The following is a 22,454-nucleotide window of genomic DNA, read 5'->3' as shown; positions in this document are numbered from 1 at the left end:
GTCGGCCTCAGTTCCCGTACGCCTTGGCGGCCGCGGCCTCGAGCTTCGCCGCGGTGGCCTTGGGGTCGGACGGGTCGCGCAGGAAGTCCTGGAGCAGCTTCCACTCACCGGCGCCCTTGGTGCCGCCGAAGGCGGCGGGCGCCTGGTCCGACATGTCGAAGCGGACCGAGTTGCCGGCCCCGACGAGGGATTCGGCCGTGGAGCGGGTGGTGTCGTCGCCGTACGCGTCGAGGTTCACGTCCTTGTTGGGCGACAGGAAGCCGCCGGCGCCTGCCCAGATCTCGGCAGCCTCCGGGGTGGCGAGGAACTCGAGCAGCTTCATGCCGGCCTTGGCGTTCTTGCCGTCCTTGAGGACCACCGCCGCGTCTCCGCCGCTGACCACGGGGGCCTTGCCGCCGCCGACGGCGGGGAACGGGAAGAAGTCGGCGTCCTCGCCGAGCTTGCGGCCGAACTCGTCCTTGGCTATGCCGCCGACGAAGTCGCCTTCGTAGACCATGCCCGCCTTGGGCTCGGGACCGAAGACCTGCTCGACGGAGGCCGGGAAGTCGGTGCGCAGCGCGGCCTTCGCCCCGCCGGCGACGAGCTGGTCGTCCTTGAACAGTTCGCCCAGTGTGGACAGTGCCGCAACGACGCTCTCGTCGGTCCACTTGAGCTCGTGCTTCGCGAGCTGGTCGTACTTCTCGGGTCCGGCCTGGGAGAGGTAGATGTTCTCGAACCAGTCGGTGAGGGTCCAGCCGTCCTCGCCGGCGACGGAGAAGGCGGGGCGGCCGGAGTCGGCGAGGGTGCGGCCCGTCTTGAGAAGGTCTTCGTACGTCTTGGGTGCGCCGACGCCGGCCTGGGTGAACGCCTCGGGGCTGTACCAGACGGTCGACTTGTGGGCGGCCTTGAAGTAGAGCCCGTAGTACGTGTTGTCGACGGTGCCGTAGTTCTTCCACACCGGGGCGAGGCCCGCCGTGGCCGTCTTCGCGGTCTTGTCGGACAGCGGCTCGAGCCAGCCCTCCTTCGCGAACTGCTGGAGCACGCCGACCTGGGGGACCATCACGACGTCCGGTGCGTTGCCGCCCTCGATCTTGCTGCCGACGAAGGTGGAGACGTTGTCGCCGGAGGGGACGAAGACGGTCTTGGCGCCGGTCTTCTCGGTGAAGGCGTCCAGCACCTTCTTGAAGTTCTTCTGCTCGCTGCCGGTCCACACGCCGGCCACGGTCACGGTCTGGCCGCTGAGTTCGCCGCCGCTCGCGGGTCCGGTGGTGCCGCCGCAGGCGGTGGCGCCGAGGGCGAGGCCGAGCACGGCCGAGGTCGCGGCCGTCGTGCGCAGGGTGGTGCTTCTGGCGATTCGTCGCATGGTGAGGGTCCTTCCGGGAGGGGCGGGGGAGGTCCGGCCGACGGGTCGGGGTCGGGGTCGGGCAGGCGCTACGGGAGGGTCGAGTCGCCGGTCCACCAGGCGGCGGTCGCTCCGGGGAGCACACCGTCGGGGCAGGGACCGCTGGCGAGCAGGGGCGTTCCGGTCACGGGGGCGGGCACCGGCTCCGTACCGAAGTTGACCGCGCAGATGAGGCCGTCGCCGCGGGTCATCGCGAGGACCTGCGGGGGCGCGTCCAGCCAGCGCAGCGTGCCTTCGCCCAACTGCGGCAGGCTTCGCCTCAGTTGCAGTCCGTCGCGGTACAGGTGCCAGAAGGAGCGGGTGTCGGCCAGGGCCCGGTCGGTGGCATGGTCCGCGAACCACTCGGGCTGCGGAAGCCACGGCCGGGCCCCGGCCGCGCCCTGGCTGAAGCCGAACGGGGAAGCGTGGCCCGACCAGGGCAGCGGAACCCGGCAGCCGTCGCGGATGCGCTTGCGGCTGCCGGTGCGGTGGAAGATCGGGTCGGTGAGCACGTCGTCGGGCAGGTCGAGCACCTCGGGGAGGCCGAGCTCCTCGCCCTGGTAGACGTAGGCGGCACCGGGAAGGGCGAGCATGAGCAGGGCCGCGGCGCGGGCGCGGGCGGCGCCGAGTCCGCTGGCTTCGACGCCGGGCTCGCCCGCGTAACGGGTGACCGTGCGGACCTGGTCGTGGTTGTTGAGCACCCAGGTGACGGTGGACCCGGTGCCGGCGATGTCGCGTATCGCCTCGTCGATCGTCGACCGGAAGGCGTCCGCGTCCCAGGGGGCGCTGAGCAGGTCGAAGAAGAAGGCCTGGTGCAGTTCGTCGCTGCGGACGTACAGGGCGTGTTCACGGGCGGTGGGCACGGAGACCTCGCCGACCAGGAGCCGGTCGTGCCCGTCGTCGGCGGCGTACTCGTCGCACACCGAGCGCCAGCGGCGCCACACGTCGTGGACCTCGGGCTGGTTCCAGGCAAGCGGGTTGACGGAGTCGCGGGAGCGCTCGTCGGCGGCCGGGTCGTCGGAGTCGGGCAGCTCGGGGTGCTTGAAGAGACCCGCGGCGACATCGATCCGGAAGCCGTCGACGCCCCGGTCCAGCCAGAAGCGCAGGACCTGCTCGAAGTCGTCACCGACAGCCGGGTCACGCCAGTTGAGGTCGGGCTGCTCGGGGGTGAAGAGGTGGAGATACCACTCACCGGGCGTCCCGTCGGGCTCGGTGACCCGGCTCCACGCGGGGCCGCCGAACATGGCGCGCCAGTTGTTGGGCGGCTCGGCACCGTCCGGGCCGCGGCCGGGCGCGAAGTGGAAGCGGGAGCGGGCCGCGCCGCCGGGGCCGGCGGCGCGTGCCTCACGGAACCACGGGTGCTCGCTGGAGCAGTGGTTGGGGACGATGTCGAGCAGCAGCTTGAGCCCGAGACGGCGGGCGTCGGCCATGAGCCGGTCGAATTCGGCGAGGTCGCCGTAGACGGGGTCGACGCCCTGGTAGTCGGCGACGTCGTAGCCGTGGTCGTGCTGCGGCGACGGGTAGAACGGGCTGAGCCAGATGCCGTCGACACCGAGCTTCCGCAGGTAGGGAAGCCCGGCGCGTACGCCGGCCAGGTCGCCGATGCCGTCCCCGGTGCTGTCGAGGAAGCTGCGGACGTAGACCTGGTAGATCACCGCGTCACGCCACCAGGGGTCAGGGGTGGTGGCGGTGCGGGAGGGGCGGCCGGTGCCGGCCGGAAGCGTGCTGAGCATCTCGCGTCGACCTGTTTCTGCTGGATGCGAGGGCGCCCCGGATCGGGTGCGCTGTTATGCATGCATGTTAAGTAGCAGTGACTGGAAGGTGTCAACGATGCGTCCGGAAACAGCATGAAGCTGGGGTGATTTGCCCGAGAATGCAGGGGTGCACAGCCGCGAGCCCCTACTTAACGAGAAAGTAGGCGCTCGGGTGGAGATGCTCGACGCGGCGTGCGAATGTCAGCCTCTGCGGGAAATGGCCTCGAGCTCGCGCGCGAGACGCGCCACCGCCTCCGCGGGCGTCTGCCGCAGCGCCATCACGTCCTGCACCACCGCTTGTACGGCCAGGCTCACCTGGTCGTACCGCGGGCTCTTGGGGCGCGGCACCGCCGACAGCACGCTCTGGCGCAGCGTGGGCAGATACGGATGGGCCTTGATCAGCTCCGGATCCTCGTACAGCGCGGCCCGCACCGGCGGCAGCGAGCCCTTGGTGAGCACCTGCCGCTGGACCCGTTCACTGGTGAGGTAGGCGATCAGGTCGGCGGCAGAGGCGGGATGCCGGGAATGGCTGCTGACAGCGAGGTTGGATCCGCCCAGCACGCTCGTGCCCGGCCCGTCGGGACCCGGCAGCGGCACCGCGCCGAACCTGCCCGCCACCTTCGAGCCCTTGGCGCCGGCATCCGCGTACACATAGGGCCAGTTGCGGAGGAAGAGCAGCCGGCCGTCCTGGAACGCCTGCCGGGACTCCTCCTCCTTGTAGCGGAGCGCCGCGCGGGCGATCCAGCCGTCCCGCACTCCGTCGGCGAGGAACGTCAGACCGGCGCGGGCGGCCTCGGAGTCGATGGTGACCCGGTCGCCGTCGTCCCGGAGGATCGAGCCGCCGGCCGAATGGACCGCCTCCGTGGCGTTGACGGTGAGCCCTTCGTACGGCAGGAACTGTCCCGCGTAACCGTCCAGGCCGTATTCCGGGCCGAGCGTCCGCGCCTGCCGGGCCAGCTCGGCCCAGGTGCGCGGCGGCTTCTCGCCCTCGCGGTCGAGGATGTCCTTGCGGTAATAGAGCAGTCCGGCGTTGGTGACGTACGGGACCGCGTACAGCCGTCCGTCGAAAGTGGCGGTGTCCACGACCGGCCGCAGGAAGGCGTCGAGCGGGAAGCGGTCACGCTTCAACGGGGAGATCCAGCCCGCCGCGGCGAACTCGGACGTCCAGGCGACGTCGATGTTCAGCACGTCAAAACGATCGCTGCCGGAACGCAGTTCGCTGATCATCTGCGCCCGGGTCTCGTCCGCCGAGTCCGGAAGCTCGACCAGGGTGACCCGCTCGTCGGGATGAGCGCTGTTCCAGTCGTCGAGCAGCGGCGAGAGATAGTCGGTCAGATCGCCCGCCGTCACCAGCGTCATGGGGCCACGGCCCGCGGGATCCGCTCCCGGGCCGTGGGTGGCGAAACCGGCATAACCCGCCAGCAGCACCGCCACGACCAGGAGTCCCCTACCCGCGGCACGCATCCACCGCATAGGTTCCTCCCAGTGCACGATCCGGCTGCGCTGCCGACCAGTGCGGCCTATATATACCCGTTAGGCATGGGCGATACTAGACGTCCAGGCAGACGAGGCGAGTGCCGCACGACACACGTCCGATGCCCGGCCAACAGGAAACTACCGCAGCGGGAGAGAGGGGGAGCGCGTGCGGCTGCCGCTCCTGGCACTCCTCACCCGTGGCCCCGCGCATGGTTACGAGCTGAAGCAGGACCTTGAGAAGCTCCTGGGCGCCGCGTACCCTCAGCCGAACGTCGGCCAGATCTACGTCACTCTCGGCCGACTCGAGAAGAGCGGTCTGATCGACGGCGAGGACGTCGAGCAGTCGGGCCGGCCCAACAAGCGCACGTACCGGCTGACCGACGCCGGGCGTGAGGCGGTCCAGGTCTGGTTCGAGGAGACCACGGACGAACCGCGGGTGCGCGACGAGTTCTTCATGAAGGTCGCCCTCGCACCGGAATCGGGACTCGCCGACCCCATCGCCCTGATCAACAAACAGCGGCGGCAGTACCTCAACACCATGCGGGACCTGTCGAAGCTGGCCGCCGCGGAGGACCGGGACAACAGGGTCTCCCAGCTGCTGATCGAGGGCGCCATGCTGCATCTGCAGGCAGACCTGGACTGGCTGGAACGCTGTCAGGAGGAGCTGGAATGAGCGACGCCACAGCGTCTGACGGCGAGCGTGCCGCCGCACCGATCGTGCGAGCCGCGCAACTGACCAAGACGCACCACGGCGAGGGCGCGCCGGTGCACGCCGTGCGGGGCGTGGACCTGACCGTGCGCCCCGGCGAGTTCGTCGCGGTCACCGGGCCGTCCGGCGCCGGGAAGTCCACGCTGCTGCATCTGATCGGCGGGCTCCAGCGACCCGACAGCGGAAAGCTGTGGCTCGACGGGCAGCGCGTCGACGAATACCGCGAGGCCCGCTGGGCGGTGCTGCGACGGCGCAGCATCGGTGTCGTCTTCCAGTTCTTCAACCTGGTCTCAAACCTCACCGTCGCCGACAACGTCGAACTGCCCGCCCTGCTCGCCGGGGCCTCCCCGAGGGCCGCCCGCGAGTCCCGCGCCGAACTCCTCGCCGAGCTGGGCCTCGAAGGCCGCGAGAAGTCCATGCCCGGCGAACTCTCCGGAGGCGAGCAGCAGCGGGTCGCCCTCGCCAGGGCCCTCGTCAACCACCCCGCGCTGCTCCTCGCCGACGAACCGGCCGGCAGCCTCGACAGCAAGGGCACGCGGGAGGTGCTGCGGCTGCTCTCCCGCTTCCACCAGCGGGGGCAGACGATCCTGATGGTCACCCATGACGCCCGGATGGCCAGCGCAGCCGACCGTGTCATCAGCTTCTTCGACGGGCGCATCGCGGACGACGCGGAGCTCGGCGGCGGCCGCCGGGGCCCCGGTGGCGGAGTGTCCGGCGTACTCGAACTGAAGGACTGACCGTGCGGGCCACTCTGCGCTGGGCGCACGCCGATTTCCGCGCACACCGCGGCGAAGCCCTGTTCGTCGTTCTGGCCAGTGCCGGCATCATCGCCTCCCTGCTGCTGGCCGGCGCGTTGTTCAGCTATGCCGCGAACCCGTGGCAGCGGATCTTCAACCAGTCCCAGGGCGCGCACATCTGGCTGCAGACCAAGGCAGGGGCCGACCCCGCGGCCCTGACCCGGCTCGACGGGGTCACCGCCCTCTCCGGCCCGTACCGGACCGCCGGCACCACCGTCGAGTCGCGGGGCGCGCGGGCGGGTGTGGCGCTGCGGGCCGCGGACGTACGGCCGCCGGACGTCGGCCGGCCGCTTGTCACCTCCGGGAGCTGGCTCGTCCCGCCGGACGGCGGCGACACGGCCGACACCGTCGTCCTGGAGAGCTCGGTCGCACGGGCGCTGTGGGCGGAGCCCGGCGACACCGTGCGGGTCACGGGGCCCGACGGCGCCGCGCACCCATTGCGGGTCACCGGCGTCGCGGAGGCGGCCGAGCCCCGCTACCAACCCGGCGGCGGGCCCGGCGTCGGCTGGGTGCGGTCGGACACCTTCGACACGATCGCCCCCGGCGGCACCGGGCAGAGCGTCGGGCTGCGACTGGACGATCCCGACGACACCGACTTCATGGTCCAGCGGGCCGTGACCGTCCTGGGCGCCGACCGCGTCGCCGAGGTCACCAAGTGGCAGCAGGCACGGGCCGAGGCCGGCGGCGACGACCGGCTGCTCGGCCAGCTGTTCGCCGTCTTCGGTCTCGGCGCGCTGCTGGCGGCCGCGCTCGCCGCGTCCGGGGCGATCAGCGCCCGGGTACGCGGGCAGCTGCGGGACATCGCCGTGCTCAAGGCCGTCGGGTTCACACCGGGCCAGGTGGTGCGCGGCTTCCTCGTGCAGCATCTGGCCTTCGCCCTGCTCGGAGTCGCGCTCGGCACGGCGGCGATCGCCGCCCTCGGTGCGCGGATACCGGGCCGGATCGGCGACGCGGCAGCGCTGTGGCAGGACCTGCCCGGTTACGCGGCCCTGATGATCGGCGTGCCGTGCGGTGCGGTGCTGCTGATCGCCGGGGCCACTGGGCTCGCCGCCTGGCGCGCCGGCCGTGTACCTCCGGTGCCCGTGGCCCGGGCCGCACAGCGTTCGGCCGCGCCGATGACCGCGCTCGGCCGCCGGGCGCTCGGGATGCGGGTGCCTCCGGCGCTGGTGCTGGGGTGGCGGTCCGCCTTCCCGCGCAGGGGCCGGACGTTCGTCGCGGTGGCGCGGCCGGCGCTCCCGCTGGTACTGATCACCGTCGCCCTCGTGGCCTGGTCGACCCTCGACCAGTTTCGCGGCCGACCCGCGCAGATGGGACTTCCGGCGGCACTGACCGTACGGGCGCAGCAGCCCGGCGGGCCGGCGGAGAACGAGCTGCGGCGCACGCTCGCGCAGGTCCCGGACGTCATCGCGGTCCATCCGGGCGCCGAGATGGCGGCGCTCGTCCCCGGACAGACCGGCACGATCACCCTGCGCGGACTCGGCACCGCCCGCGACCCCTTCCCATCGGCGGTCGTCGAGGGCCGGGCGGCCCGCGGCCCGGACGAGGCCGTCGCCGGTCAGGGGTTGCTCGACCTTCTCGGTGTACGGGTCGGCGACTGGGTCCGGATGACGGTCGAGGGCCGGCCCCAGATCCTGCACATCGTGGGGCGCAGCATCGAGCCCGAGTCCGGCGGCCGGATCATCTCCACCACCATCGACGCCCTGCGGGAACGCGACCCGGGGCTGCGTCCCGACTTCCACGCGCTGGTGTTGGCGGACGGCTCGGACCCGCGGGCGGTGAGCGCCGCGCTCGCCGGGGCGGCGGGCGGAACGCTGGAGATCCGGGAGACACCGAATCCGGCGGACCGGCTGGAGCCCGCACGGGGGGTGATCGCGGCCCTCATCGCCGTCCTCGCCCTGATCGGGCTGACCGAGCTGCTGACGCTGATCAGCACCGGGGTACGCGACCGGGGCCGGGACCTGCTCGCCCTGAAGGCGATCGGGCTGACGCCCCGGCAAATCGGCGCGATCATCGTGACCGGGGCCGCACTGACGGCGCTGGTGTCGGCCGTCGTGGGGACCGCCCTCGGGGCGGTCTCGGGCAGTTGGCTGGTGGACGTCCAGGGCAGCTCGAGCGGTATGGGGGCGGGTATCGCGCATCTGCCGCCGTGGCCGGTGCTGGTGGTCGTGGTCGTCGGTGCCGTGCTGGGAGCGGTGGCTGCGGCCTCGCTGCCGGCGACGCGGGCGGCGCGGCGGCGGCCGGCGGACTCGCTGAGCGACACACTCTGAGCACGGTCCGGGGGGCGGGCGCGGTGCGCCCACCCCCCGGATCGGTGCGGGTCAGGGGTCAGTTGTCGTCGAAGCCTCCCTGCTGCCGACCGTCGTCCTGGCCCGCCTGACCGTCCTGGCCGTCCTGCTCCTGGCCCGCTTGACCGCCCTGGTCCTGACCGTCCTGGCCGTCCTGCTCCTGGCCCGCTTGACCGCCCTGGTCCTGACCGGCCTGACCGCCCTGCTCCTGGCCCGCTTGACCGCCCTGGTCCTGTCCGCCCTGGTCCTGGCCTGCCTGACCGTCCTGGTTCTGACCGTCCTGGCCCTGGTCGCCCGCGCCGCCGCCCGCGCCGATCTGCGCACCGACCGCGGCCAGCGCCGTCGTCACCGGCTGGAAGAACGTCTCACCGCCCGAGGTGCAGTCCCCGCTGCCTCCCGAGGTCAGCCCGATCGCGCTGCCGTCACGGGTGAACAGGGCACCACCGCTGTCGCCCGGCTCGGCGCAGACGTTCGTCTGGATGAGGCCGGTGACCGTGCCCTCCGGGTAGTTCACGGTCGCGTTCAACCCGGTGACCTGGCCGTCGTTCAGTCCGGTGGTGCTGCCCATCCGGACGACTTCCTGCCCGACAGCGGCGTCGTCCGCGCGCACGATGTCCAGCGTCTGGCCGTTGCCGAGGTCGACGCTGCTCGGGGCCTGCGTCGCCGGGTCGTCGTACGTGACGAGGGCGAAGTCGCCGTCGCCGGGGAACGTCGCGGCCTGAACCGTACCGATCGGGGCGCCGTTCGGATCTTCGGACCACTGGTCGGCCGCCACCGCGCAGTGTCCGGCGGTGAGGAAGCCGGGCTGTCCGCCGTCGGTGGTCACGTTGAAGCCGAGCGAACAGCGTGACCCGCCGCCGAAGATGGCGTCGCCGCCCTCGAGGAACGGCTTGAACTCGCCCGCGGACTTCTGGATCCGGGCCATTCCGGAGCCGAGCGACCGAACGGTGGACTCCAGTCGGTTCCAGCTGTCGCCGGCGACCGTGCGGTCCGCCGTGACGAGAATCCGGTTCGTCCTCGGATCGACGGCCCACGCCGTGCCGGGGATGGTGGCCTTGTCGGCCAGTGTGCTCGTCGCGGACTTCAGTTCGCCCATGCTGTTCTCGACGGGCCGTGCCACGGCGCCGGCCTCGTTGACCTGGGCGACCACGTCGTTGCTGTCGCCGACCACGTTGACGACGACCTGCTGCTTCTGTGCGTCGTAGTACGCACCCGCGTATGCGTCACCCAGCTCGGGTCCCAACTGCGACACGAGGTCCTGCGCCGCCGCGGCGCTCATCGTTCTGGGAGCCGCTTCCGGCTCGGAACCGGAGCCGGACTGCGATGCGTTGGCGTGGGGCAGCAGCACCGCGGCCGCGGCGATGCCCACCGCCCCGGCTCCTGCAAGCACGGCCTTTCGCTTGGGTATTCGCCTGTGACTCAACTCGCCGCCTCCTGCGGGGATACGGAATCCGGTTGTCGGCGACAAACCGGGGGACGCGTCCGACCGTTGATACGGATGAGGCGGGAGTTGTACTCATCGCGACTGTGAAATCGTGAACTGACCGGCCGTCAAGAAGCGGCCCGGACAAGGATTCAGGAGGGCAGACGGCTGCCGCACCGGCTGCAGAATCGCGCCGCCGAGTCCTCGGCGGGGTGGTCGCAGTCCGGGCAGATACGGCCGAGCATGCAGGCGGGCTCGCCGTCGGCGGCGTGTTCACGGACCGCCGCCGCGTTGCCGATGGTCAGGCCCGGGCGGCGGCGGTGCGCCGTGACATGGATCAGGCCGTCGGGCCCGGCGGACAGCGAGCGCGCCATGCCGTGCGGCAGCCAGGCCACGCTGCCCGGCTCCAGCTCCTGCCGCGCTCCCCCGATCTCCAGCTCGCCGCTGCCTGCGAGCACGCACAGCAGCACGTCCAGGTCCGGCTCGACATGGCTCGGGCCCCGGGTGCCGGGCGGAAGCCGGATGAGGTTGGCGTCCAACTGCCGCGCGACAGGGGTCAGGCGCCAGATGGCGCCGCCCTGCTTGTCGGGCGCCGCGAGGAGGTCCCGTACGCCGGCGAGCACACCGGCCGTCGGGGGCACTGTCATGGCGTTCCTCCAGAGCATGCGGACCAAAGAGCCGAGGGCATGATTGCACAGTGCAATCCATGCGCCGGAATTGTCATATGCGCCCACGCCCCCGGAGCGACCCTGACGTGGCCCCACGATGGCTCCCGGTCCCGGCGGATTGGCGCCGGTGTTCATACGGGGCGCCACGCCCGCACACCGCGCGCCCGTGATCCTGCCCGGCCACCCCTATGCCGAGGCGGCCGGCTTGTCATGGGCGACGAGCCACTGACGTACCGGGATGACCACCACGGACGCCGCCAGGATCACCGCTCCGCCCACCCGCAGGATCACGTCGTACGCGGCCTCCGGCGGACGCTCGGGTGCCATCGCCGTGATCGTCGCAGCCGCGGCGGCGAGGGCGATGGCACCAAGGGTGACGAGGAAGGTCAACAGGACACCGGAGGCCTCACCCGCCCTGGCAGGCGCCACGACCTGCTGGGTGGCGACGCTGGAGAACGTCCAGCCGAGGCCGAGGCCGAGACCGCACCACGCGAAGACGGGCGCATGGAGCCACCACGCGTTCACCAGGCTCAGGGCCGTCATCCCGGTGCCCGCCATCGGGGTGGCGGCATCGGTCCGGACGGCCTGCTCCGGCTCGTCGTGCAGGGGCACGTGTCTCCCCTCGACGAGGACGTGGCCGTGCCGCCGGCCGTTGCGCACCCCCGCCCCCATTGTCGGCGCGCCGACAGGGCGGCGCAGCCCGGCTCCGATCGCGGGCACAGCCCCCCGTGGGCACCATGGCAGAAGCGGTCCCGGCCCAGGGGCCGCTGGACACGTCCGGTCACGTCCGCGACGCCGACGGCACTCCGCGGCGACCCCGACCGCGGGAGGCGGACCACGGTGCACATCCTGCTGCCGGTCGTCTTCGCCGTGCTGGCCGCACTGAGCAACGCGTTCGCCACCGTGCTGCAGCGCAAGGCGGCCCTCGGCGTACCACGCTCCGACGGCCTTCGGGCCTCGCTGATGCTCGACCTGCTGCGGCAGCCCGTGTGGCTGGCCGGCATCCTGTCCGTCGTCGCCGCCGGTGTCTGCCAGGCGGTGGCGCTGGCGACCGGGCCGCTGACCATCGTTCAGCCGCTTTTTGTCCTCGAACTGCCGCTCGCCCTGGTCCTCGCGTCGCTGTTGCTGCACCGGCACATGCCGCGCATCGGCTGGGTCGCCGTGTCCGGCGTGGTCGTGGGCCTGGGCATCGCCCTCGCCGCCGCCTCGCCCTCGGGCAACCGCACCTACGTACCGCTGGACCGCTGGATCATGGCGCTCGTCGTCTGCGCCGCCGTGGTCCTCGCGCTCACCACCGCGGCGCTGCGGCGCCCGGAGGGTCGCGCACGCGCGGCCCTCCTCGGCACGGCCACCGCCATCAGCTACGCGGTGACCGCGGCACTGATGAAGGCCGCGATGCACATCCTGGACGACGGTGGCATCACGGCCTTCCTGACGGCGTGGCAGACCTACGCCTTCGCGGCATTCGGGGCGTGCGCGCTGTTCCTGCTGCAGAACGCGATGCAGGCCGGTCCGCTGGTCGCCTCCCAGCCGGCGCTCACCCTCGGCGACGCGGCGGTGAGCACGACCCTCGGCCTCGTGCTCTACGAGGAGCACGTCCGCACCGGTTGGTGGCTGATCCCCCAGGCGGTCGGCGTGGCCCTGGTGGCGGCGGGGGTGGTCGCCCTGGCGCGGATGCCCCTGGCCCAGTCGCTGGTCGGCGAGGAGCGGCAAGCGGCCGCACCCTGACAGCCGGTCAGCGTGTCCGCCGGAAGGGTTGCCGGGTCCTGATGGGCCCTACGGGGTGGACGGGCTCTCCGGACCAGAGGGGCGCTCCCGACCGGACGGGCTCGTCGAGCCGGACAGGCGTGCCTTTCTCAGGGCCTGACGGACCGACCAGACCACGGCCACCAGCGGCACGGCGGCGACCGCGCCCACCACACCTGCCGCGACGGCTCCACCGACGACCGACAGCGCGACCACCACGGGATGCAGCCGGACGGCCCAGCTCATCACGATCGGATGGAGCAGATGCCCCTCGATCTGCCCGATGACCACGATCAGGGCGACGACCACGGCCGCGATGACCGGCCCCTTGGCTGCGAGCGCCACCACCGCGGCCACCGCGAGGGCGATGGGTGAGCCGACGAGGGGGATGAACGCGGCGAAGAACTCCAGCAGGGCCAGCGGCAGCGCGAGCGGCACGCCGAGAGCGAAGAGGGCGATCCCGACCAGGACGGCGTTGGTGGCTGCCACCAGCAGGATGCCGTGCGTGTAGCCGGTGAAGGTCCGCCAGGCGGCCCGGCCCGCGACCGTCGCACGCTCGCGGGTGCCGAGCGGCAGCTGGTTGCAGAACCACCCCCACTGCCGGTCGCCGGAGTGGACGAAGAAGACCGAGCAGAACAGTGCGAGGGCGAACACGGTCAGCACTTCGACCAGCCGTCCGGCGCCGCTCAGCGCCTCACTGACCACGGCGGACCGGTGGCTGGACAGCAACTGGCCGATACGGGACTGGACGTCGGTGAGGGCTTCGGGGTCGACGCGGAACGGCGGCTGCTCCAGCCAGTTCTCGATCCTCTCGATGCCGGAACCGAACTCGCGCACCAGCGTGGTGCGCTCCCCCGCGACCGCCGCGCCGACCAGCGCGAACACACCGAGGACAATCGCGATGACGCCGAGCAGTGCGACGGCGACGGCGAGCGGACGCGGCAGGAACCGACCCATCAGGTCGGCCACCGGCCGCAGCACGGCGGTGAGCACCAGGCCGAGGAAGACGGCCACGGCGATCTCGTGGAAGCGCCCGAGGACGGCGAAGACGCTGTAGACGGCGACGGCCACCACGATGACCCGCCACGCGTACGCGGCGGCGGTCCTCAGGGCGTCGGGAACGCGCGCCGCGCCAGCGGTGACGTGCGGTGGGCGCTCTGGCGGTTCCGACGACCTGGAGGGCATGCCCAACCGCGTACCACCGCACGCGCCGCACGCCACGCGCGCGGCGCGTCATTCGCCCGAAGGTACCTCGGGCGGGTCGGCCGTCCGGCCGGTCAGCCGGAGCACGCCGTCCGCTCGGCCTCCCGCCATTCGCAGACCGGACACAGCGTCGCCCCCTTGACCGATTCCAGGTACTCCGTCGGCCGGCGGCACAGCACGCACTCGGCGAAGGGACCGTCGGCGGCAGCCTCGGCCTGCTCGTCGGCCACCCGCTCCGGGATCCCGCAGTACGGCTCCTGCTGGTCCATACATACGACTCTAACCCGCGGCTCTGCCGCCGTCGGCGCCCCGCAGGGAGGCCATCACAGCGGCGATCGCGAAGGCCGCCGCGGCGATCAGCACCGCGCCGACGAGGGGCAGCACAGGCATCCGTACCGTCCCGGTCTGCGAGCCGGTGACCAGGGCGGTGACCGCGTATCCGGCGGGAGATCCGCTGGTCACCAGCGCCAGCAGAGCTGCCAGTGCGGTCGCCGCCAGCGACCATCCGCGGGCGTGCAGCAGCGGCCGGCTGCACAGCGCCCCGACCGCCGCCCCGACCAGCACGCAGACCGCGCCGGCGAGAAGCCCTCCGACCGCAGCGGACAGACGCGGGACCGCCACCTTGTGGTCGGCGCTCGACGGGTCGCTGATCAGCGCCACGACGGCGAGGGCCGACGCGCCCGGCACGGCGGCGCAGACGACGGCTGCCAGCAGCGAGGCCAGGTGGGCGCGACGAGGACCGGCGGCCGCGGCCGTGATGCTGCGCGCGGCCGACGGCTCCTGGGTGACACAGACCCGGACGAGCCATGCGGTGACCGGCAGCAGCGGGGCGGCCGCGTAACCGAGGGAGTCCAGGACCGGCCCGCCGCCCTGGACGCCGATGGCGAGCACGGCGCCGTAGAGAAGGAAGGGCGGCAGCCAGCGCTGGGAGCGCAGGAGAAGCGCGGTGTGGTAGCCGAAGAGTGCGGTCATGTCGTGCGTGCCCTCGCGTCAGACGCCTGCGGGGAAAGCGTGTCGGCGTCCGGAACCCCGGGATCCGGTGCCGCAGGGTCGGGCGGCGCGGGGGCGGCCGACCCGGTGTGCGTCGTCCGCGGGGCGTCGTCGTCGCCGAGCTGCCTGATGTGCCACGGCGGCCGAGCCGTGAGGAGTGCGGCCAGCAGCAGGTCGGAGTACGCGGGCGAGACGGTCAGGACCGAGCCGCCGGCGTGCGCCGGCGCGTGGTCGGGGGCGCCGGGCAGTCCCTCGGGCACCGGCGCACCCGGCGGGCCCACAGCCACGATCCGTACGCGTGGGCCGGGCTTCCTCGCACCGGAAGGCGACGCGTCGGACAGGTGCACCAGCCGCCCGTCCCCCACGCGGAACTCCGCGTCGACCGCCTCCGCGAGCCGGCGCGGGTCGTGATCGACGTAGACGACGGCGGCGCCTGCCGCGACCCGTTCCGCGACGGCGAGGTCGAGCTGCTCGCGCGCCGCCGCGTCGAGGCCCGTCCAGGCCTCGTCGAGCACCAGCAGGTCCGGCCGGGCGAGCAGTGCCTGGGCCACGGCCACCTTCTGGCTGGTGCCCTTGGACAGTTCGCCGAGCACCGTAGTGGCATGACGTGCGGCACCGAAGCGTTCGAGCCATTCGCCCGCTCCGTCGGCCGCCTCCCGCCGGCCGAGACCGTGGATGCGCCCGAGGCGCGTCAGATAGCCGGCCGCGGTGAACGGCAGCGCGGCGGGGAAGCGTTCGGGAACGTACGCGGTAGGCGGCCGGCCGCTGATGGCGCCCTCGGTCGGAGTGTCGATGCCGGCGAGCAGCCTCAGCAGCGTCGACTTGCCACTGCCGTTCGTGCCGTGCACCCGGACGAGCGTCCCCGGGCGCAGCTCGAGGTCGACCTCGCGCAGCGCCCATGGCCCGCCGAGGCCGTAGCGACGGCCCACTTGCCTCAGTTTCAGCTCTGCGACGCTTTCTGCGGGGTGAGTTCGCTGGGCCGTACGATCACGAAGCCCTCGCCCTCCAGCTTGAGCTGCACCGCCTCGCCCGAACCGCCGCGGATCATCGAGCCGACGGACTGCGATCGGTGCAGCGAGGTGTGGAGTTGGGCGCTCCAGCCGACGACCGCGTCCGTGTCGACGAAGACCGGCTGCTGGTGCGAGACCGGGATGACGATCGGGTTGCCCTCGCAGATCACACCGAGCTTGCCGTAACCGGTGAAGACGCTGTTGAACAGCCCGCCGCCGGTCATGCCCGCGCCCTTGACCGTCTTGATCTCGTACGACAGCGTCGCGTCGAAGCAGAGCACGTTGCGCCCGTTTATCGTCAGCGCGTCGCCCTGCTCCATGTCGACGATGAAGCAGTTGGCGGCCTCGTGCGCGAACCACGCCTCGCCCTGGCCGCGCACCGCCATCAGCGCGAGCCCCTCACCCGTGACGGCGCGCTTGAGCATGCCGCCGATCCCCTGGCCCTTGCGCTCGAACTGGAGATTGCCGCGGAAGGCGATCATCGAGCCCTGCCTGGCGTGCATCTCGCCGTTGACCGCGTACTTGATCGACTTGGCGTTCTGCAGGGTCATTCCGGGCACCGTGGCCTGCTGTGCCATGTTCTCCGTGGAGAAAAGATCACTCTTCATGGGAGGCATCGTCGCCCGGAGGCAGCCGTTCCGCCAACAACCCACTGTCCGGCGGCTGGCAGACTTGCGGTGTGAGCAGCGAAGACACCCGTGAAATCCTTCCCGACAGCCCCTTCAGGCACGAGACGTCGTCCCGCGATGCCGCACCGCAGTTCGTCCTGCCGCTGGTGGTGCGCATCGAGAAGGCGGCCCCGCCGTCCCGTACGGACGCGCTGGAGACCGCAGCTCGCGCGGTGCTCGAGATCCTCGCGGACGAGCGCTCCACCGGCGAGGGCGAGTGGGCGCGGGCGATGCGGGACTGGCAGGACGCCCGCATCCGCAAGGTCGTGCGGCGGGCGCGCGGCGCGGAGTGGCGCAAGGCCTGCACGCTGCCGGGTATCACGGTGACGGGCGGAGGGGCGGACGCGGAGACGGACGAGGCGCGGGCCGGAGGGGCCGCCCAGGTACGGGTGTTTCCGCCCGTACCACTCGACAGCTGGCCCAAGGAGCTGGCGAAGCTCCAGGTGTCCGGCACCGAACTCGACGACCCGGAGCCGCCTGCGGCCCCGGACCCGGCACGCCCCGTCCTGTGGCTCAGTCCCGAACTGGAGATGTCCGCGGGCAAGGCCATGGCCCAGGCCGGACACGGCGCCCAACTCGCCTGGCTCGACCTGTCGGAGGCGGACCGCAAGGCATGGCGGGAAACCGGCTTCGCACTGTCCGTGCGGACGGCGGCCCCGGCAGACTGGCGCGCACTCACGGCGCGCGGACTGCCGGTCGTACGCGACGCGGGGTTCACGGAAATCGCTCCGGGCTCGTGCACGGTGGTCGCCGACCACCCGTCGTTGCGCGGACGAGCCGGGCGTTGAACATCCCGGGCCCCGGGTGCGTACTCCTCGGTACCGCCGAGTAGTTTGACCGGCTAAGTTCGACTGGCGGTCGGCCGGCGGGCCGACCGGCCAGTCTGCCGGTCGGTTGGTTGGTTGCCGTGTAACGCATCGGCTCTGGAGGCACATTGTTGCGGCGCATCAACGGAACAGCACTCATCATCGCGGCTCTGGTCGTCACGGTCGGCGCGCTCGCCTTCCCCGTGTGGTCCTACGCCGACCGTTCCGGCACCGGTCAGGACAATCTCAACGCCTCGAGCGTGGCCACCCAGTGGGGGCCGCTCTCGGCCACCGACCGCGACTTCCTCGTCAAAGTGCGCCTGGCCGGGCTGTGGGAGCTCCCGGCCGGGCAGCAGGCGATAGAACGCGCGCCCACAGAAGCCATCAAGGCGACGGGCGACCACCTCGTCGTCGGCCACACCGACCTGGACGAGCGGGCGCGCAGCGTCGCGGCACAGCTCGGCGTCGAGCTGCCCAACCAGCCGACCGAGCAGCAGCAGGGCTGGCTGCGGGAGCTCTCTGCGGCGCAGGGCGAGGAGTACGAGCGCAAGTTCGCCCAGCTGCTGCGGACGGCACACGGCAAGGTCTTCGCGTTGATAGCGGAGGTCAGGCACACCACCCGCAACACCCTGATCCGGCAGCTCGCCACGGACGCCAACCAAACGGTGCTCGACCACATCACCATGCTCGAACAGACCGGCCGGGTCGACTTCGACGCGATCGCCAACGACGCCGCGGCCGGGGCGACGGCCAGCCCGAGCGGCCCGCCGCCGCCGGACGGCAACCTTCCGCCGTCGCCGCCGGCGGTCACGCCGACCGGGGGCCAGTCGTTCACGTCGCGGCCCACGCCGCAGCCGGGCGCTCCCACCGCGGTCAACACCGACCGCCCGGCCCCGCAGGACCCGGTCCCGGCGGGCTGACGGCGGCGCTCCGCCCCTGCGGCTTGACTGCGGTGGGGGCCCAATGGACATAACCGGGGCGAGCCCCGGACCGCGGACCCCGCGCTCGACGCGGTGTCCGGCCACGCCGGACGGGCTGACGAAGTCGGCCGCGACGGCGAGGCACGGCGCGGGGGTTCGGGGGCGTTGACCCCGAACCCCCTACCGAGGGCGGGCGCCAGGCCGCAGGAGAAGCCTCGGGCGCGGGCGCGTGAGTTCGGGGCGGAACCCCGAACCCATCCACGGAACACGGGCGCCGGCTCCGGGGGAACACGGCGGCAGCACACTCGAGCCCCGCTGCGGGCCACCCCCACGGCCGCCAGGCCGTCGGAGGAGTTTCGGGCGCGGCCCGACGCGCGCAGGGTCGTAGGGGTGCGGTCTCCTGCACGGGCCGGTCGGGGCGGAACCTCAAATCAACCTCTGAACGTCCCCCCTTTCGGATTCACCGCGCCGTTCCGGGGCCATGACCCCTGCACCGTCAGACAGCGGGGCGTGGAGGAGGGGGACCATGGAACTGGGCATCGGAATCGGCTGGCGGCCGGAGATCGCGGACACGGTGGAGCGGCTGCCGGGGCTCGACTGGGTCGAGGTCGTCGCGGAGAACATCTGCCCCGGCCATCTGCCTCCCGCGCTGCTCCGGCTGCGCTCGCGCGGCATCCGCGTCGTCCCGCACGGCGTCTCGCTCGGCCTCGGCGGCGCGGACCGCCCGTCGCAGCAGCGCCTGGCGGACCTCGCCGAGCGGGCGGAGGCGCTGGGCGCCCCGCTCGTCACGGAACACATCGCGTTCGTACGGGCGGGAGGGGAGTTGACCGCCTCCCCCGCGCTGGAGGCGGGCCATCTGCTGCCGGTCCCCCGTACCTGGGACGCGCTGTCCGTGCTGTGCGAGAACGTGCGCGTCGCGCAGGACTCGCTGCCGGTGCCGCTGGCGCTGGAGAACATCGCGGCGATGATCTCCTGGCCGGACGAGGAGCTCACCGAGGGCCAGTTCCTCGCAGAGCTCGTCGAGCGGACCGGTGTGCGGCTGCTGATCGATGTGGCCAACCTCCACACCAACCACGTCAACCGCGGTGAGGCCCCGTCGGCGGCGCTGGACGAGCTCCCGGTCGAGGCGATCGCGTACGTCCACGTCGCGGGCGGCGTGGAGCGGGACGGGATCTGGCACGACACCCACGCCCACCCGGTCACGCAGCCCGTCCTGGACGTGCTGTCGGACCTCCGGGCCCGGGTGAGCCCGCCCGGGGTCCTGCTGGAGAGGGACGACGACTTTCCGTCCGCGGCGGAGTTGGAGAGCGAACTGGCGACGATCCGCACGACGTTGTCGGCGGTGCCTCAAGCCCCGCCGTCGATTGAGGCGCGGGACCCTGGACGGCGCCCCGGCAAGGGGGCACGTTCAGGCCCGGCGGCCGCAGCGGAGGGCGCGGGGCCGAGTCCCGGCAAGGGGGCGCGTCCGGCCCCGCCGGCATCCGCGGCGCGGGCGCACGCTGACTCCGGAGCCCGCGAGCGCCTCGGGCTGGCGCAGGCCGCCGTGTTGTCCGCGCTCGTCGCCGGGACCCCAGCCCCCGAGGGGTTCGACGCACGCCGGCTGCGTGTGCAGAGCCGGGCGCTCGCCGCGAAGCGGGCCGACATCGTGGGCAAGGTGGCGCCCGAGCTGCCGGAGATTCTCGGCGCGGGCTACCGGCCCGCGTTCCTCGCCTACGCCAAGGGCCGCCCCCTGCACGCCGGATACCGCCGCGACGCGCTTCGGTTCGCCGAGCATCTGCTGGCTGCCGGCCACCTTGAGGACGGTGACGCACGACGCCGGCTCACGCTCTGGTGGCAGGAGCGGGCCGCCGCCCGGCCGCCCCGCAGGGCGACCCGCCTCGTACGCGCCGCGCGTGCCGCGCTCGTGGGGAGGTGAGCGGCCGTGGGCATCCTGGCTCTGCTGGTTCACCTCGCCGTCGGTATCTCCTCCGTGCTGCTGATCGTCCGGGTGTCCGCCGCCCGGCCCGCGTCGCCCCGCGGCACCTCCGCCCGTGCGCACGACGTCTACGAGGCGGCTTTCCTGGCGGGCGGCCCGGCCAGGGTCGTCGACACCGCGCTCGCCGCCCTCCATGCGGACGGGCGGATCGCCGTCGGCGGCCCCGGTGTCCTGTCCCTGCTGCGACCGGTCGCCCACGACCCGGTGGAGCGGGCGGTGTTCGCCCAGCTCGCGCACGCGCCGAGCGGGGCTCTGCACACTGTGCGGCTGAACACGATGCGCAGTCCGGCCGTGCAGGAGATCGGCGACGTGCTTGCCGCTCGCGGGCTGATGGTGCCGCCCGGCGGCACCGGGCCGGCAGCGTGGGGCGTGGCGCAGGCCGCCGCCTGTGCGATCGGGCTGCCGCTCGCGTTCGTACTCACCCTCATCGAGTCCTTCGGCGATGCCTCCTACGACTCCGGAGTGCCGTTCGTCTTCCTGGTCTTCCCCGTGCTGGTGGCCGGCACTGTGATCGGCGCCATGCAGGCCGGCCGCGCCCGGCGGCGCGTCATCCCGGCCGGTCACAGCGCTCTGCGCGCGTACCGGGCCGAGCACGCCCGGCCGCAGTCGTCGGCCGAGCTGGTGGCTCTGCACGGCATGCGCGGTGTGCCGGATCCGGCTCTGCGGGCGCAGTTGGGGGCGGCGGCCCGGTTCCGCGCGACGCCGACGGGAACGGGGACGGGGACGCACGGGGACTCGTGGTCGTACACCTCGTACGGCCCGGAGCCCGTGTGGTGCGCCGGTTCGTCGCCGGGCTCCGGGTGCGGCAGCTCGAGCGGCGGCTCCGGGTGCGGCGGTTCGAGCGGGTCGAGCTGCGGCGGTTCGAGCGGCGGCTCCAGCTGCGGCGGCTCGAGCAGCAGCTCCTGACGCACCGGCATCGGGGTCATTGATCCGGAAACCGCCGAGACGGTGCTTTACTTCGCGAACCTCCCCTGCCAAAGATCCCTTTCGTTCCATGGCCGCCGCCCGGCCGCCCCGCGCACGAAGGGAACGCGATGAGAGCATCTGCGAAGTACGGGGCCGTGGCAGGCCTCAGTTCCTTGGTCCTCGCTTCCGTCGCCGTCGCCCCCGCCGACGGAGCAGCCGTCACCGACGCCGAGTTGCACGGCACCGTGGTGGCCGCCGAGCGTGCCGCGGCGGCCGGTGTCGCGTTCGGCCGCTGCCCCGCCGTGGAGAAGCTGCCCAAGTCGGTGCAGTGCGGCACGGTGGAAGTGCCGCTCGACTACGCCGACCCTTCGGGCCGGCAGATCGAACTGACCGTCAGCCGCGTCAGGGCGAGCGGCAAGAAGGCGGAGCGTCAGGGGGCGTTCGTCTACAACCCCGGCGGCCCCGGCGCCTCCAGCATGCGCTTCCCCCTCGCCGCGAAGACGGCCGAATGGAAGCGGATCGCCAAGGCGTACGACATCGTCGGTTACGCGCCGCGCGGCGTCGGCCGGTCCGCCCCGCTGTCGTGCCAGGACCCCGGGGACTTCCTCGAAGCGCCCACGCTCGCGCCGACCCACCCCTCCGCCTCGTACAAGATGGAGCGTGTCGCCGAGGCCCAGGCGTACGCCAAGGGCTGTGCGGACAAGGCGGGCGCGACGCTGCGCCACTACACCTCGCTCAACAACGCCCGCGACCTCGACGTGCTGAGGGCCGCGCTCGGCGAGAAGAAGCTCACCTTCATGGGCGCCTCGTACGGCACCTACTTCGGTGCGCTGTACGCGGCGATGTTCCCGTCCCATGTGCGCCGCATGGTCTTCGACTCGGCGGTCAACCCCGCACCCAAGCAGATCTGGTACCGCAACAACCTGGACCAGTCCGAGGCCTTCGAGAGCCGGTGGGCCGACTTCCGTGCCTGGGTGGCCAAGCACGACGCCACCTACCACCTGGGGGCGACGCCCGAGGAGGTGGCGCGCAGCTACGAGCAAGTGCGGGCCCGGCTCACGGAGAAGCCCGCGGGCGGCAAGGTCGGCCCCGGTCAGCTGCATGCCGCGTTCCTCGGTGCCGGCTACTACGACGAATACTGGCCGGTGCGCGCGAAGGCCCTGGCGGAGTACCTGGAGGGCGATCCGCAGCCGCTGATCGACCAGGCCGCCCCCGACCCCGACGGGGCGAAGGAGGCGGAGAACGGCAACGCCGTCTACACGGCGGTCGAGTGCAACGACGCCCCCTGGCCGGAGGACTTCTACGTCTGGGACCTCGACAACACGCTGCTGGCGCAGCGCGCGCCGTTCGAGACGTGGGACAACGCCTGGATGAACCTGCCCTGCGCCTTCTGGCCGGCGCCCCGGCAGCAGCCGCTGGACGTCCGCACGGAGCCCGGGGAGCTGCCCGACACATTGATCCTGGCCGCGGAACGGGACGCCGCCACCCCCTACGAGGGGGCGCTCGAGCTGCAGCGGCGGCTGGCCGGCTCCGTGCTGATCACGGAGGAGGACGCGGGCACGCACGGCATCGGCGCCGGCAGCAACAGCTGCGTCAACACCTACCTGGAGGACTATCTGCTGCGGGGTGAGACACCGGTGCGGCGCGCATCATGCGCGCCGCACCCGGAGCCCGACCCGGTGTCGCTGGACGGGCGGGCGGAGCAGCGGAAGCTGCCGCACGCCGTCTGATCTTCCGGGTCACATGGACGGCTGAGTG

General features: G+C 72.6%; 20 protein-coding genes. 9 read left to right on the top strand and 11 right to left on the bottom strand.

The features are described from left to right. Positions 1-7 precede the first annotated feature (7 nt). The 3 genes from ACIQ7Q_RS26455 to ACIQ7Q_RS26445 form a co-directional block, all read right to left on the bottom strand. On the bottom strand, positions 8-1,342 hold the full coding sequence (locus ACIQ7Q_RS26455) for an ABC transporter substrate-binding protein (RefSeq protein WP_403867001.1): 1,335 nt from the start codon (positions 1,340-1,342) through the stop codon (positions 8-10). Between the two features lie 68 nt (positions 1,343-1,410). Then, positions 1,411-3,093 carry a glycoside hydrolase family 13 protein gene (locus ACIQ7Q_RS26450; RefSeq protein WP_403866998.1) on the bottom strand — a complete coding sequence of 561 codons (1,683 nt, stop codon included), beginning with the start codon at positions 3,091-3,093 and terminating at the stop codon, positions 1,411-1,413. Between the two features lie 222 nt (positions 3,094-3,315). Next, a complete protein-coding gene (locus ACIQ7Q_RS26445; RefSeq protein ID WP_403866995.1) occupies positions 3,316-4,587 on the bottom strand; it encodes an ABC transporter substrate-binding protein in 1,272 nt (423 codons plus the stop codon). 169 nt (positions 4,588-4,756) lie between these two features. On the opposite strand from ACIQ7Q_RS26445, the gene ACIQ7Q_RS26440 reads away from it, so the two are divergent. Genes ACIQ7Q_RS26440 through ACIQ7Q_RS26430 form a run of 3 tightly spaced genes read left to right on the top strand, consistent with a single transcriptional unit; the run spans position 4,757 to position 8,363 of the window. Further along, positions 4,757-5,263 carry a PadR family transcriptional regulator gene (locus tag ACIQ7Q_RS26440; RefSeq protein ID WP_403866992.1) on the top strand — a complete coding sequence of 169 codons (507 nt, stop codon included), beginning with the start codon at positions 4,757-4,759 and terminating at the stop codon, positions 5,261-5,263. Then, complete coding sequence (locus tag ACIQ7Q_RS26435) at positions 5,260-6,036, top strand: ABC transporter ATP-binding protein (RefSeq protein WP_403866990.1); 777 nt, start codon at positions 5,260-5,262, stop codon at positions 6,034-6,036. Before ACIQ7Q_RS26440 ends, ACIQ7Q_RS26435 begins: the two co-directional genes overlap by 4 nt. Before the next feature lie 2 nt (positions 6,037-6,038). Further along, a complete protein-coding gene (locus ACIQ7Q_RS26430; protein ID WP_403866987.1) occupies positions 6,039-8,363 on the top strand; it encodes an FtsX-like permease family protein in 2,325 nt (774 codons plus the stop codon). Positions 8,364-8,421: 58 nt separating this feature from the next. Here the strand turns inward: ACIQ7Q_RS26430 and ACIQ7Q_RS26425 are convergent, their stop codons facing one another. From ACIQ7Q_RS26425 to ACIQ7Q_RS26415, 3 genes are all read right to left on the bottom strand, one after another. Further along, positions 8,422-9,804, bottom strand: a complete 1,383-nt coding sequence (locus ACIQ7Q_RS26425; RefSeq protein ID WP_403866984.1) for a S1 family peptidase — start codon at positions 9,802-9,804, stop codon at positions 8,422-8,424. A gap of 152 nt (positions 9,805-9,956) precedes the next feature. After that, a complete protein-coding gene (locus ACIQ7Q_RS26420; protein ID WP_403866981.1) occupies positions 9,957-10,451 on the bottom strand; it encodes a cupin domain-containing protein in 495 nt (164 codons plus the stop codon). Positions 10,452-10,658: 207 nt separating this feature from the next. After that, on the bottom strand, positions 10,659-11,192 hold the full coding sequence (locus ACIQ7Q_RS26415; RefSeq protein ID WP_403866978.1) for a hypothetical protein: 534 nt from the start codon (positions 11,190-11,192) through the stop codon (positions 10,659-10,661). A gap of 120 nt (positions 11,193-11,312) precedes the next feature. Between ACIQ7Q_RS26415 and ACIQ7Q_RS26410 the strand changes: the two genes are divergently transcribed. Continuing rightward, positions 11,313-12,200, top strand: a complete 888-nt coding sequence (locus ACIQ7Q_RS26410) for a DMT family transporter (protein ID WP_403866975.1) — start codon at positions 11,313-11,315, stop codon at positions 12,198-12,200. Between the two features lie 48 nt (positions 12,201-12,248). Here ACIQ7Q_RS26410 and ACIQ7Q_RS26405 read toward each other — a convergent pair whose 3' ends face one another. From ACIQ7Q_RS26405 to ACIQ7Q_RS26385, 5 genes are all read right to left on the bottom strand, one after another. Further along, positions 12,249-13,403, bottom strand: coding sequence for an AI-2E family transporter (locus ACIQ7Q_RS26405; RefSeq protein ID WP_403866972.1), 1,155 nt, complete (start codon positions 13,401-13,403; stop codon positions 12,249-12,251). Positions 13,404-13,495: 92 nt separating this feature from the next. Further along, on the bottom strand, positions 13,496-13,690 hold the full coding sequence (locus ACIQ7Q_RS26400; RefSeq protein WP_403866969.1) for a hypothetical protein: 195 nt from the start codon (positions 13,688-13,690) through the stop codon (positions 13,496-13,498). 10 nt (positions 13,691-13,700) lie between these two features. Beyond that, complete coding sequence (locus ACIQ7Q_RS26395) at positions 13,701-14,393, bottom strand: ABC transporter (protein WP_403866967.1); 693 nt, start codon at positions 14,391-14,393, stop codon at positions 13,701-13,703. Next, a complete protein-coding gene (locus ACIQ7Q_RS26390; RefSeq protein WP_403867150.1) occupies positions 14,390-15,355 on the bottom strand; it encodes an ATP-binding cassette domain-containing protein in 966 nt (321 codons plus the stop codon). The genes ACIQ7Q_RS26395 and ACIQ7Q_RS26390 overlap by 4 nt, the downstream gene beginning before the upstream one ends. Next, the gene (locus tag ACIQ7Q_RS26385) at positions 15,352-16,029 is read right to left on the bottom strand and encodes an AIM24 family protein (RefSeq protein ID WP_403866964.1); all 678 of its coding nucleotides are present in this window, start codon (positions 16,027-16,029) and stop codon (positions 15,352-15,354) included. Before ACIQ7Q_RS26385 ends, ACIQ7Q_RS26390 begins: the two co-directional genes overlap by 4 nt. Positions 16,030-16,100: 71 nt before the next feature. Between ACIQ7Q_RS26385 and ACIQ7Q_RS26380 the strand changes: the two genes are divergently transcribed. The 5 genes from ACIQ7Q_RS26380 (at position 16,101) to ACIQ7Q_RS26360 (ending at position 22,426) form a co-directional block, all read left to right on the top strand. After that, on the top strand, positions 16,101-16,877 hold the full coding sequence (locus tag ACIQ7Q_RS26380; RefSeq protein WP_403866961.1) for a peptidyl-tRNA hydrolase: 777 nt from the start codon (positions 16,101-16,103) through the stop codon (positions 16,875-16,877). 149 nt (positions 16,878-17,026) lie between these two features. Then, the gene (locus tag ACIQ7Q_RS26375; RefSeq protein WP_403866958.1) at positions 17,027-17,815 is read left to right on the top strand and encodes a DUF4142 domain-containing protein; all 789 of its coding nucleotides are present in this window, start codon (positions 17,027-17,029) and stop codon (positions 17,813-17,815) included. Between the two features lie 526 nt (positions 17,816-18,341). Then, a complete protein-coding gene (locus tag ACIQ7Q_RS26370; protein WP_403866955.1) occupies positions 18,342-19,730 on the top strand; it encodes a DUF692 domain-containing protein in 1,389 nt (462 codons plus the stop codon). Positions 19,731-19,736: 6 nt separating this feature from the next. Continuing rightward, positions 19,737-20,696: a TIGR04222 domain-containing membrane protein gene (locus ACIQ7Q_RS26365; protein ID WP_403866952.1), complete on the top strand. Its 960-nt coding sequence runs from the start codon at positions 19,737-19,739 to the stop codon at positions 20,694-20,696. Between the two features lie 128 nt (positions 20,697-20,824). Continuing rightward, positions 20,825-22,426, top strand: a complete 1,602-nt coding sequence (locus ACIQ7Q_RS26360) for an alpha/beta hydrolase (protein WP_403866949.1) — start codon at positions 20,825-20,827, stop codon at positions 22,424-22,426. The last annotated feature ends 28 nt before the right edge of the window (positions 22,427-22,454 follow it).

It is taken from the genome of Streptomyces sp. NPDC096176 (assembly GCF_044763255.1).
In the GTDB taxonomy this organism is placed as follows: Bacteria; Actinomycetota; Actinomycetes; order Streptomycetales; family Streptomycetaceae; genus Streptomyces.
The sequence above is the reverse complement of the archived record's forward strand: the minus strand, read 5'-3'. Positions and strand labels throughout refer to the sequence as shown.